This window comes from Sphingobacterium sp. UBA7855, from assembly GCA_002500745.1.
GTDB lineage: Bacteria > Bacteroidota > Bacteroidia > Sphingobacteriales > Sphingobacteriaceae > Sphingobacterium.
In genome coordinates, this window is the sequence record DLST01000018.1 from 635,927 (window position 1) to 652,401 (window position 16,475).

The following is a 16,475-nucleotide window of genomic DNA, read 5'->3' on the forward strand; positions in this document are numbered from 1 at the left end:
CTCCCCCTATTTATCCAATTGATTGGCGTCTACTTTTTTTCTGATCATGTAACACCCTTAGGTTACTTCAGAATCAACTTTTTTTGGATAGGCAGTGCTAATTCTCGAATTCCGTCGACCACAAGCTTCGCCACTTCGTCTGCTCCAAAAGTGTTTAGATGCGTATCATCTTTCTTACCGTGGGGGTAATTTCTATCGCCGCTATTTACATATAAAAACAATTGCCGGCTCCCTTCCTCTCCATATTGCGTTAAAAGTTCCGTTGTTTTACTTTCCATGTCAATCCATGCGGTGTGCGTATGATCGGCTACCTTACGTACAATGGCAGGATATTGTCCATGGGTATTCATGAGCGTGCCATTTTCAAACTTACGTCTTGCGATTGGTGTTAATAGAATTGGGACACCTCCTTTCTCGCGCGTTTGATCAATATAAAAAATAAGATTTTGTTCGAACTCATCCAGCGATGTTCCCACGTTAGGCTTATCGATCTTTTCGTCATTATGCCCAAACTGGATGAATACATAATCTCCGCTTCGGAGATGCTCAAAAATAGGTTTCCAATGATTCACAAAGCTTCCATCTTTGCTCACATCCCGTTTAAAGGATTTTGTACTACGCCCATTTAAAGCTCGGTTATCGACTTTAACCTGTTGATTGAACAGCTTTGCAAAGGCCATTCCCCATCCAGTTTCAGGAAAGGTACTATTGTCTTTGTTGGCAGCCGTAGAATCGCCAATGATATAGATTGTAACTGGTTTTTCGCGCTGGAAAGCAAATAGAAAAATGAGAATAAGCCCTCCAGAAATTAGTAAAAATTGTTTTTTCATTACATCGGTCAAAAAAACACTCGCCTTCTTATTATCGAAGGCGAGTCGTCCTAAATTTTACTCAAATCCTTTATTTTACCCACCTCGGGTCGCCAATACCATTCTCTTTTAAGGTCTGGTTTGTTACTGTGAAATCTCCCTTGGCAGCGTCCTTAAATCCAGGGTCCAAAAGTGTATAGCCGTTGGCTACTGCATCGTTTTTCACTCCAGAAGCAGAACTGTTGTAGAAGTTTACCGCATCAAAGTAATTATTGCTTTTGCGCTCGACCAGATTAGTAGCAGACTGATTAGCAGTCATTGCCAGCGACTTCACCATTAAATTTTTGGAGAATGTAATTTCATTCTTTGCTAAACGGACATATAGAAAGCGTTTAGAAGCATCTTGTATGACGTTATAAAAAGTATTATTGTTTACTTTAATGATACTCGTAATAGCCGGGTAAGCTGTAGATCCACCTGCATCCATGCGAATAAAATCACGCCCTGACAAAAGAGCATTAGAAACGGTATTATTTGTAAATTCAAGCGTTTTGGTAATCGCGTTTCTAAAATCAATGAAATCATTTCCATTACCAACAATATTATCAAAAATAGTATTATTTATGCTTACGCTCTCAATCACAGCATTGACGCTACCAGAAATGATTCCTTTCGGATAATTTATCAATTTACTATCTTCTAGGCGGATACTTCCGAATGCACCTGTCTGCAAGTTAATGAAAGAATTTCCCCCCGCCTTATTTTCTCCATCAAGTATCAGATCTTTTAATGCCAATGAAGCGCCCTTATCCAAATTAAAATAAGCAGATTTTACCATTGGACGATCGGTGGGTTTTGCCCCTTTGATGGATATCGCCTTGTCGATTAGTACATCCGCCGCTAACGAATAGACCCCCGGCATTAGAGCGAGCACATCCCCCGCTTTGGCTGTACCGATCACAGCCGCTAAATTATCTGTAGGCTGCACAACAACTGCATCACCCAAGTCAAGCAATGTCATAAATGTGACGGACCCGCGGATTTTGTTTCCTTTCAACAATGTCGCTGTATAGCTTGTTTCTGCGGTTAGCCCTGTGACTGTTGCCTCCCCTGCTGCAATCTCTTGCGGAGTGACGGTATGGATGATATTCCCGGGATTAACACTTATTGTCGTAGCCTCTTCCCCTGGGGTCCAATTAAGACGAACCGAAGTTGCCTGTATACCCTCTGGGCTGACAGCTTTCATAATCTGTTCTTCGTTTGTCTTAAAAGTAATGGTACTCCATTTGGATTCTGCAATCTTCGGTCCGATAGCCTTGATGCGGACAGAATAATTTGTTGCCCCATCCAGCCCAACAATAGTATAGGGAATCTGGTCATTGGTAATCCCTTCAATTTTTTTGTGCGGGCTACCTTCAAAATTGAGTTCACCATTCGCAAATAGTTCTAACGTATAACTCTCGGCTGCTGAATTCTTCTTCCAGGTTAATCGGACTCCTGTTTGATTGACTATTTGGGCACTCATTCCAGTAGGAGAAAAATAACGGTCTGTCGTTAGTTCCGTTAATTCTTTTACACGATCATCGGAACAACTTATATCTGTCGCTATAAGTCCAAGACCGAGATATAGCAATATATTGATTCTTTTCATGCGTCTGATTGTCTTTCTATTGAAAACTAAAACCATTATTTGTCAACTTACCGTTGCTGTTATCCAGAAAATATTGCCAAATAGGCCAGAATTGCTGTGTATTGGGATCACGTAGATACAAAGCATCCCAAAAGGTTGCTAGGTCGCTACTTGCAACCATTGTCCATTTTTTCGATGAAGGGTATCCTGCTGCGGCACCCGCTGCATCTGTATCGCCATAGTTTAAGCCATATATTTCCACTTTTTCACCATCAGCGGCTGTCTTGTAGTAAATATTGGCTGGCAATGTCGCATATTTACCCTGCCTATTTTCCAGCTGCTGTAGTTTTTGTTTAGCTTCAGCCAATTTGTCCCCCAGCAGATTCCATCGAATCAAATCCCCTTTACGCAACATTTCTCCCGTAAATTCCAGTGCACGTTCATGGACAATTGCATTAAAGAAAACATCCTTATCTGCTGTAATTTCCTGCATGTAAGCTGTAACTTTCTCTGGATTGTTTGGATATGCTCGATCACGGATCATTTTAAAGTAAGGGGCTGCAGCACTCGGACCATCCAATTCATTAATAGATTCTGCAGCCATAAGAAGTACATCCGCATACCTCATATACATCCAATTTAATCCATCATCATTTGTAGAAGTAACAAATCTGGACATCCACTCATAGCGGTACTTTCCAAAATACCATTTCCCCAGATTTGTTGGCACCTGTACCCCGCTCGTCCATTCATAGGGAACACAACTCACATCCCGGCGCACATCTTCTTTCTCATACTCATAGAACATGATTGGATTAGGTCCATTTGTCCCACCTTTATTTTGTCCGGTATACTTATCTGTTGTGGTATGCTTAACGCCAAGGTCAAATATCACGCGGCCACGGCCTTCACTAAACGGAATTTCCCATAACGATTCTAATCCGGCCTGACCTTTTTCTTGACATAATGTTTTAAAAACTTCTTCAAATCCCAGAAGTTTTGCAGTGCCACTAGTAATAATATCCAAGCATTCTTGTTTTGCTATCGCATACATCTTTTTTGAATCCAGTTCTGGATCATTACTTTTTCGAATTCCATCTGCACGTTGCGAATAACCTCCGGCGGCCAAAGCCAAACGAGCACGCAGCCCCTTAGCGAACGCTTTGTTGACATGTTCAACATTGGCCGTTTTAGCACTTTGATTTGGCCAAGGCAAATATTTTTGTGCTTCCTCTAAATCGGCAAGTAATTGCTTGTAAATTACGTCACGGTCACTACGTTCGATATAGATGGTTGCTGTACTAAGCGGTTCAAAACGGGCTGGTACATCTCCCCAAGCCTTGATGAGATCATTGTACACAACAGCTCTTAAAGTTAGTATCTCCCCTAGAATGTAGGCCATTTCTGGACGTTGTTCTATGTCGCCATACTTACGTAACCCTCTAATCGCCAAGTTCGCTCGTTCTATTCCTTCATAGAACTTCGCCCAGGCATTATTATCTGTATTCATCTGGGTGTTATTCACGTTTGTGTTATAGTTTGACAATCGTGACTTTTCATCGCCAGTATTCTTCAAGCTATTATTGACTTCTGTGTCTGTATTGACGCCATAAAATACGAGGTACCTCCCCCGGTAGGAGTTTGTTTCACCAAAAGATTGAATAATTCCTGCAACTGCCCCCTCCGCAAGATCTTGATTAGAAAATATAACGGATTCATCCAATGCAGATTTAGACGGTGCTTCCAATATTTTATTACAAGAAGATATAGATCCTGCAAAAATTAAAGCTATTGTTATATGCAAAAGTGTTTTTTTCATAAGACTAGAAGTTTAAATTAAGACCTGCTACGAAAGTTCTGCTTTTTGGATAAGCTGAATAATCCACTCCCGGAGTAAGGTTTGTTCTCCTTCGTGTAGAGACTTCAGGATCAAAACCACTATAATTTGTCCAAACGGCAAGATTATATCCAGACACATATACTCTGAAGTTCCGGATTTTTAACTTTTCTGTAAATGCCTTAGGGAGTGTATAACCAATTGTAACAGTTCCTAAGCGCAAAAATGAACCATCCTCCACAGCCCAGTCGCTGAATATAAATTTATTGGTAAGGGGAGACCAAAGACTTGTATTTTTATTCATATCGTACAATTGGTTAGGATCGTTACTGATTGTTCCATCGGGCAGCAAATTGGTCCAGCGTTGTCCTTCTTCCATCACAGTAAGCATGTTTCGGTTATTATACTTGCTTGTGGATGTGTATTCAATCTTATTTGCATTGTAAATATCATTTCCATAGCTCCAGTTAAATAATGCCGTCATATCAAAGTTATAGACACGCGTATTGATTGAGAAGCCTCCTGTATGCAAAGGGTTTGCATCGCCAATAATGGTTTGATCGCTCGCATTTATCTTGTTATCTTCACCGGCTAAATTTTTCAATTTCATTGTCCCCGGTCTTATGGTTCCAACGACAGCAGAGGCATCTGCGACGCCATCCCTCAAAATCCATTTTTTTGATGCTGCGTCATAGCCTGTAAAATCTGAAACTTCATAGCGCCCATCACTCATGTAACCATACATTTTTCCAACTCGTCCACCAGTCTCCACAATGTAATCCGTTCCAATTTCTGTTGAAGCCCAGCCCGAAGCCATTGGAATCGAAGTCAAGGTCCCCAAAGAATTAACTTTCGTTTGATTGAAACTAATATTACCGCTAAAATTAAGATCAAAGTTTTTCTTATTTATTGCGGACCAGTTTAGCGTAAGCTCAATACCTTTATTTTGGGTCTCTCCCAAGTTGCGGTATTGATCATCATAGCCTGATCCGGCAATTGGGAAAAGGATCAAAAGATCTTTCGTTTTGTTTTTATAGACATCAATCGTTCCCGATAGCTTCTTCTTGAACAGGGTAAAGTCCAGCCCTATATTCCTTGAAATGGTCGTTTCCCATTTTAAATCTGGATTAGACATTGTTTTTGACGTAGCCCAATAATTTTTATACCCGTTAACCCATTCTGTATTCTTAACCGAGAATATGGGATAGATCTGCTCTAATGGAATATTATTATTTCCGGATGTACCCAAACTTGCCCTTAGCTTCAGGTCATCCAGCCAAGATTGCGTATTGTTCATAAATGGTTCTGATGAAATCCGCCAAGCTGCTGCCATGGATGGGAAATATCCCCAATAATTATTTGCAGAAAACTTCGACGAACCATCTGCCCGAAAAGTTGCATTAAATAAATACTTCGAATCTAGATCATAATTTACCCGGCCAAAAAATGACAGTAATTTTTCTTCAGCAAACATATAATTGTTTATCGTACTGGAGGCGCCTTGTGGTGTTAATCTGCGGGTATCATCCAATTTAAAGCTTTTCGGAAAACCGTGTGTTGTATTCGTATTTAATGTTTTTTGTGTAAACAGATATTCCTGACCAACCAACACACTTAAACTATGTCCTTTAGGGAGAAAATCTTGAAAGTTATAGTTCAGTGTATTTGTTGAACGTATTCCTTGGGTAGAAGTATTCAATGAGATAAGAGCAGGCTTGTTTTGTTCTAACGCAGCGGGAACATTCCGTACATAATAAGTGGTTGTTGCGTAGAATCGATCGTTATAATTGCGGTAATCATCAAAGCCAAATTCTGTCCTAAACCGCAAGTTTTTAACAATATCCCAGCTAAATGCAGCATTTAGGTTATATGTTCGTCTTCGCTGCAACTGATCATTATCGACCAAGGATTCTAGTGGATTATATAAATTAAATTCATCATCGGTTTCGTCACTATTTGTCAAACCTCCCACCGGAAAGGGAGGATAAATCATTGCGAATTTTAATCGGGAGTCTGCTGATGAGGCTTCATTCTGTTCATTCATGCCTCCACCTGAAATGCGAACGTCAGAAAATCGTGCTCCTAGATCTATTGAAGTGCTTTTTGATGGTTTATGGTTGAGTTTAAAATTAATATTTTGTCTCCGAAAGCCTGACATTTCCATAATTGCCTTATCTTTTACAAACGAATGTGAAATAGAATATTTCGTTTTATCAGTCCCTCCGGAGAGGTTGAAATTCTGATTGAAAGTATTTCCTGTCCTTCCGAATACAAGTTCCTGCCAATCGTTTGGTTTTACGTCTTTATAGAGATCTATATCCTGAAAGTTACCGAAGTATTTGACATAGGTATCCAGATTATTTTCCAATAAGGCCTGCTCGTATTGCCATGTTACATAATCGTATGGAGACAATATATCAAGCTTTTTTGCCAAATTTCGAATTCCCCCAAACGCACTATAACTAATTGATGTTTTCCCAGATTTGGCACTTTTAGTAGTTACTATGACAACCCCATTTGCACCTCGGGAGCCGTATATAGCTGCAGAAGATGCATCTTTTAATACATCAATCGATTCAATATCAGCAGGTGCGATATCTGATATCGAAGACATGGGAAATCCATCCACGATATATAAAGGTGCGTTATCTCCCGTAACGGAGCCACCGCCACGCACACGAACCTTCATCTCGGCATCAGGGGAGCCTTCTGTTGAAGAAATTTGTATACCCGCCATTCTCCCTGCAATCGCTTCAAGAGCAGAAGATACTGGAGCTTTGGAGATAGTTTCTGCACCTACGGAAGTTACAGCCCCTGTCAGATCTTTTTTCTTAACGGTTCCATATCCGATATTAACGGTTACTTCCTCGAGCGTATTAGACTTTTCTTCTAGAACAATACTTAGCATGTTCTGATTCGTAGGAATTGCAACTTTTTTAGTCTGAAATCCGACATAGGTAAATTGAAGTTCGTGATTGTTACCAGGTATCTCGATACTGAACTTCCCTCGCTGGTCGGTCACAGCAACAACTTTTGTCCCAGGCACGGTCACACTAACACCCACCAATGCTTTTTGATCCGTACCAACGACTGTTCCTTGGACTTTTCGGGTTTGAGCGTGTGCATTCAATTTGAATAACGAAGCACAGATAGCAGTAGAGATTACTAAGGCTTTACTCATATTTTTAGGGTTTAAAATTTTAATGATTAAATTGCTGTTGCAGGAACTGCATCAAAATTTAATTGGTTATCATACAATCAAGTTTACAAAGTATATTTCACTTGTTCATGCAAGTATCATTAAAAAGTTATGCAAACGTTGCCGGCAACGTTTGCATATCCTGATAAATTAGGTTTTGTAATTTTTTTTGATTAATATTATAGTTTATTTTGCCGATTATGAGATTCGAAAACTATACAATTAAAGATATCGCTAAGGCGCTTAATTTATCCACTTCCACGATCTCGAGAGCCCTAAGAGATAGTTATGAAATAAGCCCCGAAACAAAAAAGATTGTATTGGAATATGCCGAAAAAATAAACTATCGTGCCAACCCGATTGCTAGAAGTTTGAAAGAGCGTCGTAGTCATTCAATCGGTGTTATTGTTAGCGAAATAGCCAATAATTTTTTCTCACAGGTCATCAACGGTGTAGAATCTGTTGCTTATGACAAGAACTTTCAAATTATAATATCACAAACGCATGAATCGTCTGTACGTGAACGACTAAATGTTGAATATTTAACTTCCAGATCCATTGACGGACTATTGATTGCATTATCTTCGGAAACCGAAGATATATCCTATTTGCAGCAGCTGAAGGAGCGGGGATTTCCAATTGTCTTTTTTGATCGCGTGCCGCAGCAGTTTGACACTTACAAAGTCGTTGTAAACAATCAACAAGGAGCCTATGATGCGACGCAACACCTTATAAAACTTGGAAAGAAAAAAATTGCACACCTGACAAACTCCAAATCATTATCTATAACGAAGGATCGATTAATTGGCTATAAAAAGGCGCTAATGGCGAATCATATGGATTTCGATCCAAATTTGGTCAAGTATTGCCAACATGGCGGACTACACGCAGAAGAAATTGAGAAAGCTGTTGAGGAACTTATCCGCATTGGTTTTGATGCTATTTTCATTTCGGGCGACAAATTAACCACAGGATATCTTCATGTAATAAAAAAAAGGCCTTTAGCAATACAACAAGATATCGCTATTGCTGGATTTACAAACTCAAATGTTGTCGACTTATTTTCTTCCAAAGTAACAGCAATTAGACAGCCTGCTTTCGAAATGGGGAAAATCGCGACAGAATTGCTTATTAAGTTGATAGAAACCAAATATCCAATCGCTGAATTTGAAACACGTGTATTACCTACTGAATTGATCAACAACGATTAAATCAATGGGGCGCTGAACTTACATCAAACAAAAAAACCGTAAGAAATGATATTCTTACGGTTGGATAATAAGACATTGTTGTCCTATTGCGCCCTTTCCTTCTCTTCGTTACTTGTATCTTTCTTACGGTAGTTATTTTTTAAATTTCCAAATTTATAGGAATAGGTCAGTCGCAGCACACGCCGGTCTTGGTATTGCCTAATACTGGAGTCAAAATCTCCAAAATTAGTTTTCAGATTCTGATTGCCTGTATTAAACACATCGGTCACAGCGAACTTTAATGAACTTCGTTGATCTTTAAATGTTTTTGTCGCTCCAACTTCCATATCCCAACGGCCCTCCATGTCGTAGACATTATATTTGAAAGGAGAGAAATACCTTAAGTTGACATTCGCCGACAGACTTTTTGTTAGCTTAAGATTGTGCATGGATGTAGCTTGCAAAAGAAAAGATTTTCTTTTTAGTGGACGACCGCCCACCATACCATCAAAGTTAAAATAGATACCTGTAACATTGTTATTCATGCTCCAAATAGTGGATACTGTAACCGGAATGTTGAGATTCAGATAAGCCGTTAAATTTTTACCTAAATTTTCACGTATAACCCAAGTTTGTTTCAGTACCGAATCTTGTCCCATGCTTTCTACAATAGCATCCCTTACATCGTTAATACCCAATGTCACATTATAACGCTGCATCAACGTATAATTGAAGGTAAATTCATTGGAATATTGCGGATTTAGATACGGATTACCACGCTCAAAGGTTAGTTTATCAATGAAATAATCAAAAGGATTAAGCTGACGGTAATTCGGTCGGGTGATTTTCCTTGCATAACCCAAGGAAAAAATGTGGTTTGCATGGAGGGTATACGTTAGGTTTGCATTCGGAAAAAGCTTAAAGTAATTCCGTTTCACCTGCTTATTTAATGTTAATGAATTTCCGTCGGAAAACGTATATTCCCCTCTTGCTCCTACCTTCATTCCCCATTTTCCAATCGTATTGTTATAGTCTATGTATGCCGCGGCAATCTGCTCTTTATACACAAAATGATTTGTACGCTTTTCATTGTTAATCCAAGAATTATTCAAAAAATCTTCAAAAGTTAAATCGTTATCCGACATAACATTGGAGTATTTAGCTCCCATTTCAATCTTGGAGACCTTAGATAGTGGTTGTTCATAATCCAGTTTGGCGACATAAATATCAATTCCGATGGGCATTCTACTTCGTTGGATCTCTTCAGGCGTAATTGCGTCCATCTGACCATCAAAATATTGATTATTGTAACTAACACGTTTACTGCTATTGAATTTACTCCAATCCAGGTCGAGCGTGAGTTTTCGTCCATTAGAATCAATTCGAAACTCGTTGTTCAAATTAGCAGAGTAACGATCAAATAATTCTTTGAATGCAGACGTGGAAATCAAAAGGGAATCCAATGTTGTAAAAGATTTTCCCACATTGGTCTTACTATCGTTATCATTGTATTCGACATTATTTGATCCATTAAACTGTACCGTGACTGTGTTTCTAGCTGATGTCTTTTGCTCTATCCCAAAACGATAAGAATGGTTTCTTTCCTTTTCGTGTAATAGCGACCGTTGATTGAAATAAGTCTTTATTCCTTCATTCTGTATGATACGGTCGAGCAGAAGCTTCCGGTAGCTTTTTTCATCGGAATAGGCATACGATCCGAATAGGGTTGTATTGTTCTTTTTATAGTTTAACGACAAAGAGCTATTCCCTCTGAATTTTTCTCCCCTCCCTGCCGTCATGTTAAAGGTGCCGTTAAACCCTTCCATCCGATTTTTTTTTAGAACGATATTTATAGTTCCTACTGCCCCCTCAGCATCATCCTTAGCTGCGCGAGCGGTTATGACTTCGACTGACTTAATCTGATTGCCGTCTGTACTTTTCAAAAAATTCAACAACTGTTCACCCGACATATAGGTCTGCCGTCCATCGATAGTAACGGACACACCAGATTGGCCCATCAACTGTAAATTATTGTTGTTATCCAAACTTACTCCTGGAGCTCGTTGCACAATATCTAGGGCATTATTACCTGCTGCCAAGGGAGAATTATCCACATTTAGGACCAATTTACCGGGCTTGCTTTCAACCATCGGCCGCTTACCTTCAACAGCAACTTCCTGCAGTTTTCGTGTATCGGTGTTCAACAGAATTATCGGAGCATTGTAATCTGACCTACCAATATCAAAAACATTACTTTTATTGCTTATATACCCGACCATCTTGATGTTGACATAATAACGTCCAGGTGTTATATCTGAAAATTGGTATTTTCCATTATCATCTGTAACCCCTGTTTTCAACATAACGTCCATCTTGGCGCTCATGAGGTAAACCGTTGCAGAAGCCAAAGGCGCGTTGTTTTCCAGCTGTACTTTCCCTGTGACTTTAACTTGCGCACAGGCGAAGGAAGCAATCAATAAATTTAAGAGTAAGAGGTAAAAAAATCTTTTCATTCGTTTATAAAATAGATGCAAAAGCAGTTACGTTGGTGGTATTCAATAGGCTTATCACACGGGGTTGCGTACTGACTTTCGATTGGCTAAAGCTACCTTGCCTTCCGCCCGCAGGCAGAAGACACGGTATCGATTATTTCTTTTTTGTTTCTACTATGACACCATCTTTTTTCACCTTAATAATGGTATCACGACGGATGACAATAGACGTATCATTTGCCGCTACTTCACTGTCTTCTGCATCTACTTCGTCGTTGTCATCAGATTTTTTCGGTGACAGGGCACATTTCAACCCAAGTGAAGTAACCATAAATTCGACATCCTTTACTTCACTTAAATCCTCACTGTACCGGTCACGACATTCATAAAATGAAATATCCCTTAATTTATCTTCCAGTTTATCGTTAATGATCAGTTTGGTTCCAACTGGAAGAAACAATGTTATATTGACTTCTTGGTCCCGATAGAGTTCACCTTCATTTAATTGAAAAGCATTGTCAAATACTAGAGATGTACTATCTTGCCTCAACGTATAATGAATGTTACTTGCTCTATCCGTTGCAACTTTATAGGAGTTTCCTTTAGCCGAATATTCATAGCGTACGTAAGGTTCTTGTAAGGAGTCGATACGTTCGATGCGGATGCGAATATTACGTCTTAAATAGGTAGACAGGTTTTCGCTTTTTATGCCCAGACCGCTTTTTACACCGTTCTTTAAACGAATCACCCGAATATCATTTTCATTTAAGTAATAAACAGCTTGCTTTTGCAGCGGCTTCTCTTCAACAATTGTACTTGACTCTTTGAATTCTTTTGCTACGGATGTAGAATAGTAAATAATAGCACCTATCGAAGCCAACCACACCAAAAATAATGTTGTAGTCAAATAATTGCTCATTGGCTTTTTCTCGAAAAGAACACGGAGAAGTAAATAGAACAATCCAGCAAACGGGATAAAAATGGCCAAGAAACCTGCTATCAATGCAAAAGGTACATCGCTCGGATCCATTAAATAAAATGGTCCAGAATTATCCATAACGTCCGGAATGATGTTTAGAATAGCTAATGCAAAGAAAATAAGTCCAATGATCAAACCAATGAGGGTCAAACCAACGATTATAACAAAGAATACGCCAATGACTTTTACAATAATCTGCAATAATTTAGCAACACTATCGCCTGTACGATCCATACCCCTTGAAAATGAGTCACGTACTCCACTCATTTCTTCGTCGAAAGAACGTTTAAAATTATGAATATTTGGCGCCTCACCACGCATCTCCATTTTATCTGCACGTGTGATAGCCAACGGCATTACAATCCATAGTATGACATAGACCAATACACCTGATCCACCGATCACAACAAACAAAGCAAAAAGTAAACGTACCCATTTAGCCTCAATGCCAAAAAAGTGCCCAAGTCCACTACATACTCCACTAAAAACCTTATCATCAGGGTCGCGCATCAATTTTTTTCCCACTTTAAACCCATCTGCATTCGACTGTTGCTGGAAAGACGCATAACCATCCTGATCTTCGGATTCAAAATCGCTAACGCTTCCCATTTGCTCGATCACTGCATTTACGTCATCCATATTAAGCACTTCCTTGCTACCTGCCTGAATCTTCTCAGTAAACATTTCAGCAATACGATTCTCGATATCTTCTAAAATTTCGCGACTATCTTCTGATTGTCCAAAGTGCTTCTTTATATCAATCATGTACGAGCGAAGCACCTCATACGCATCCTCTTCGATATGAAAGACGATACTATTTATGTTGATAATTATTGTCTTATTCATCGTTATTATCTTTAACCGGTTTAGTTGAATCATTGTTTCTACCTACCAATGAAGTGTTTACAGCAAACACCAACTCATTCCAGGTAACATCTAATCTAGAAAGGACTTCCAATCCTTCTTGTGTGATTTCATAATATTTTCTAGGCGGACCTGAAGTTGACTCTTTCCATATATAGCTTAACAGTCCGTTGTTTTTTAGACGGGTCAAAAGCGGATATAAGGTACCTTCTACTACTAATAATTGAGCTTTCTTCAGTTCGCTGATAATATCAGAGGCATAAATTTCTCCTCGAGAAATTATGGATAGGATACAATATTCAAGTATACCTTTCCTCATTTGTATTTGTGTATTTTCAGCTATCATAACAATACAAAGATATATGTATTTTATGGTACCATGCAATACATAGTACCATCCAAAACAATAAAAATATACAAATGACTGATTTACAGGAAAATAATTTTTAAAAAAATAATAATTTAATTTCTATCAGGAAATTTTTGGATATTTATGGCCATGATTAAAATCTTGCTAGACTATAAATGGTGTTTTATTTGGGCCATCATAGTTATCGTTTTATGCACACTCCCGGGCAACAATTTCGACGCAGTTCCTTCTTATCCAGGTATGGATAAATTAGTCCATTGCGGTATGTTCTTTGTTTTCTGCACGCTGTTATATAATGGGGTGATCCAACAATTCAGCGGCAAACCTACACGTTGGGTTCCTTTCTTTATTGTGTCTATACTCGGATTCTTATTTGCAGGGCTAACGGAATTACTTCAGCTTTACATTTTCACATATCGCAGTGGCGATTGGTGGGATTTATTTGCTGACACTGTCGGAATAGGCATGGCAGGATTTGCTTATCTTCTGAACTATGTTAACCGAAGGTCATAGATCGGTAGATGGGTTTATTCCGATAGGTTGCCCCAATAAGCTAGGCTTGGAGAATGAACTAGGCCCTGGCCAAAGTAGCAACAGAAATCCGACAGTCAAAAGATTCGAAAAGCATTAACGCTGCTGAAATAACTGTTGCGCCGGTTGTTAACACATCGTCCACCAGTAGTATGTGCACATTATCCATTAAAACAGTGGTTTGACAATCAAAGATATCGCTGACGTTTTCATAGCGCTCGAGCCTTCCCTTGCCGGTCTGACTAATGGTTGCTTTCTTCCTAACCAAAATATCCTCCCGCAATGGAATTTCCATCGCTCTGGCTATTCCCCTTCCAAAGTAGGTAGATTGATTATATCCTCTTTTTCGTAGTTTACTACGATGTAAAGGCACGGGAATCACAAAATCGATATCTCGGTATGCCTTTACTTCGATTAATTTTAAGCCATATTGATAGCCAAAATATTCCGCAATAAAAGGTTGGTTATTGTATTTAATCTGATAGATTAGACGCTCTACACGGCTATCCTTTTGCATGAACAAAAAAGAGCATGCTTCTTCCAACGGTGCTTTTCCCCAGAGCTGTCTTGCGGTATCATTATCTGAATATTCGTGATAGTTCGTATAGGGCAAATGAAAATCGCATGCTATGCAGATAAACTTTTCCTGATATTTTAGCACACAACCGCAACATCCACATTCTCTAGGAAAAAATATAGATAAAAAATCGCCAAAAAGCTTATTTAGTTCGGACTTCATCTGGTTAACTATCCTATTAAAGATAGGAATAATCCATCAGATTATGCTTCAGATTCCTCTTCTTTCTTATCCTTGATAGCTAATTGCCCACAAGCAGCATCAATATCCTTTCCACGGCTACGTCTCACATTCGTGATGATTCCTTGACTTTTAAGATAATTTGCAAAAATTTCGATTTTATCTGCCTCGGCATTTAGGAAGTCTGCTAATGCAATAGGATTATATTCAATTAGATTGACCTTACACGGTACATGTTTACAGAATTTGGCCAGTTCTTTCGCATCTTCCAATTCATCATTGAAATTATTAAAGACAATATATTCAAATGTGATCGGGCTCTTTGTTTTGGCATAGAAATATTTAAGGGCTTCAGCCAGCGCTTTTAGGGAATTCTGCTCGTTAATCGGCATAATTTCATTTCGCTTTTTATCATTTGCGGCATGCAAAGAAAGCGCTAAGTTGAAACGCACTTGATCATCACCCAATTTCTTAATCATTTTTGCAATACCGGCCGTGGACACCGTAATCCGCTTGGCAGCCATATTCAATCCATCTGGAGCAGTAATACGTTCTACCGATTTCATCATATTGGCATAATTCAACAAGGGCTCTCCCATTCCCATATAGACAATATTTGTCAGAGGCTGACCATAATTCTCTTCGGCTTGCTTGCTGATTAGAACAACCTGATCATAGATCTCATCGGCATTGAGGTTCCTTTTTCGATCCATATAGCCTGTTGCACAGAACTTACAGGTCAGACTACAGCCTACTTGTGAACTGACACAGGCTGTCATACGCTCGGGAGCAGGGATTAACACGCCCTCAATGATATTATTATCATAGAGCCAAAAACTACTTTTAATGGTTTTATCCGAACTGATCTGTGATTCTTTAACTGTAACTGCATTGATTGTAAAATGCTCTTTTAGCTTCTCGCGAAGGGATTTACTTAGATTGCTCATCTGATCAAAATCTACACAAGATTTAACCCAAATCCATTCATAGATCTGTTTTGCACGAAAACCTTGCTCCCCCAACGCTGTAAGTTGGTCTTTGATCTGATCCAAAGACAAACTCCTGATATCTATTCTTTTACTTTTTTCAATCACGGTACAAAGATAAGAATAATTAAGTGACAAAAAATCCCGTTCTACGAAATAGAACGGGACAACTGTTATGTATGTGTTTTAAAATAGGTAGGGCGATATCCAATTAGCCATGAATGGCCTCTTTATTTCCATATGACTGAATAAGCTTACCTTCAAAATCCAGCCACTCCTTCCAACGCTTTTCTACATCAACATCTACGCTATATTTACGTGCAAAATTTAAAAATGTGGTATAATGATTTGCTTCGGAAACCATTAAATCGTAATAAAACTTTGCCAATTCTTTATCTTGAATATTTTGCGACAGCACTCTAAAACGTTCACAACTACGAGCTTCAATCATCGCTGCAAATAATAAACGGTCTATAAAAGCCATGTTACGGCTCCCGTCCTTTTTAGAGAATTTCATCAACTGACCTACATAATCATCTTTTCGCTCACGCCCTAAAGTATATCCTCGTTCTTTAATGATATCAATGACCATCTTAAAATGTTCCATTTCTTCGATAGCGATTGCGGTCAATTCATGTACTAAATCCTCGTGCTCTGAGTTGTTTGTAATTAAGGATATTGCATTTGAAGCAGCTTTTTGTTCACACCATGCATGATCTGTCAAAATCTCCTCTAAATTACCTTCTGCGATGTTTGCCCACCGCGGATCTGTCAATAACTTTAATCCAAGCATCTTACTCTCTAAATGATTTATTCCACAAAGGTATGTAA

12 protein-coding genes are annotated in these 16,475 nt (G+C 38.9%); 2 read left to right on the plus strand and 10 right to left on the minus strand.

The genetic code is table 11. From position 1 onward, the window contains the following. Window positions 1–62 precede the first annotated feature (62 nt). The 4 genes from B2107_RS18870 to B2107_RS18885 all read right to left on the minus strand — a co-directional run bounded on the left by B2107_RS18870 (window position 63) and on the right by B2107_RS18885 (window position 7,457). A complete protein-coding gene (locus B2107_RS18870; RefSeq protein ID WP_293957275.1) occupies window positions 63–830 on the minus strand; it encodes a rhamnogalacturonan acetylesterase in 768 nt (255 codons plus the stop codon). Window positions 831–900: 70 nt separating this feature from the next. Then, window positions 901–2,460 (minus strand): DUF4957 domain-containing protein, encoded by a 1,560-nt coding sequence (locus B2107_RS18875; RefSeq protein ID WP_293957276.1) that lies wholly within the window; start codon window positions 2,458–2,460, stop codon window positions 901–903. A 16-nt stretch (window positions 2,461–2,476) separates the two neighbouring features. Continuing rightward, window positions 2,477–4,258, minus strand: a complete 1,782-nt coding sequence (locus tag B2107_RS18880; protein ID WP_293957277.1) for a RagB/SusD family nutrient uptake outer membrane protein — start codon at window positions 4,256–4,258, stop codon at window positions 2,477–2,479. Window positions 4,259–4,262: 4 nt separating this feature from the next. Further along, window positions 4,263–7,457, minus strand: coding sequence for a SusC/RagA family TonB-linked outer membrane protein (locus B2107_RS18885; RefSeq protein WP_293957278.1), 3,195 nt, complete (start codon window positions 7,455–7,457; stop codon window positions 4,263–4,265). A gap of 218 nt (window positions 7,458–7,675) precedes the next feature. Between B2107_RS18885 and B2107_RS18890 the strand changes: the two genes are divergently transcribed. Continuing rightward, entirely contained in the window at window positions 7,676–8,686 is a 1,011-nt protein-coding gene (locus tag B2107_RS18890; protein WP_293957279.1) for a LacI family DNA-binding transcriptional regulator, read from the plus strand. 83 nt (window positions 8,687–8,769) lie between these two features. Here the strand turns inward: B2107_RS18890 and B2107_RS18895 are convergent, their stop codons facing one another. The 3 genes from B2107_RS18895 to B2107_RS18905 form a co-directional block, all read right to left on the minus strand. Beyond that, window positions 8,770–11,178 carry an outer membrane beta-barrel family protein gene (locus tag B2107_RS18895; protein WP_293957280.1) on the minus strand — a complete coding sequence of 803 codons (2,409 nt, stop codon included), beginning with the start codon at window positions 11,176–11,178 and terminating at the stop codon, window positions 8,770–8,772. Between the two features lie 133 nt (window positions 11,179–11,311). Then, window positions 11,312–12,982: a PspC domain-containing protein gene (locus B2107_RS18900; RefSeq protein ID WP_293957281.1), complete on the minus strand. Its 1,671-nt coding sequence runs from the start codon at window positions 12,980–12,982 to the stop codon at window positions 11,312–11,314. Then, window positions 12,975–13,346 (minus strand): PadR family transcriptional regulator, encoded by a 372-nt coding sequence (locus B2107_RS18905; protein ID WP_046673104.1) that lies wholly within the window; start codon window positions 13,344–13,346, stop codon window positions 12,975–12,977. The genes B2107_RS18900 and B2107_RS18905 overlap by 8 nt, the downstream gene beginning before the upstream one ends. A gap of 153 nt (window positions 13,347–13,499) precedes the next feature. Here B2107_RS18905 and B2107_RS18910 point away from each other — a divergent pair, with 153 nt between their 5' ends. Further along, complete coding sequence (locus B2107_RS18910) at window positions 13,500–13,883, plus strand: VanZ family protein (protein ID WP_293957282.1); 384 nt, start codon at window positions 13,500–13,502, stop codon at window positions 13,881–13,883. Window positions 13,884–13,941: 58 nt separating this feature from the next. On the opposite strand, the gene B2107_RS18915 is transcribed toward B2107_RS18910, so the two are convergent. The 3 genes from B2107_RS18915 to B2107_RS18925 all read right to left on the minus strand — a co-directional run bounded on the left by B2107_RS18915 (window position 13,942) and on the right by B2107_RS18925 (window position 16,437). Beyond that, on the minus strand, window positions 13,942–14,640 hold the full coding sequence (locus B2107_RS18915) for a ComF family protein (RefSeq protein ID WP_293957283.1): 699 nt from the start codon (window positions 14,638–14,640) through the stop codon (window positions 13,942–13,944). A 41-nt stretch (window positions 14,641–14,681) separates the two neighbouring features. Then, window positions 14,682–15,782 carry a 23S rRNA (adenine(2503)-C(2))-methyltransferase RlmN gene (rlmN, locus tag B2107_RS18920; protein ID WP_409529463.1) on the minus strand — a complete coding sequence of 367 codons (1,101 nt, stop codon included), beginning with the start codon at window positions 15,780–15,782 and terminating at the stop codon, window positions 14,682–14,684. 73 nt (window positions 15,783–15,855) lie between these two features. Beyond that, entirely contained in the window at window positions 15,856–16,437 is a 582-nt protein-coding gene (locus tag B2107_RS18925) for a tRNA-(ms[2]io[6]A)-hydroxylase (RefSeq protein ID WP_293957284.1), read from the minus strand. Window positions 16,438–16,475: the final 38 nt, after the last annotated feature.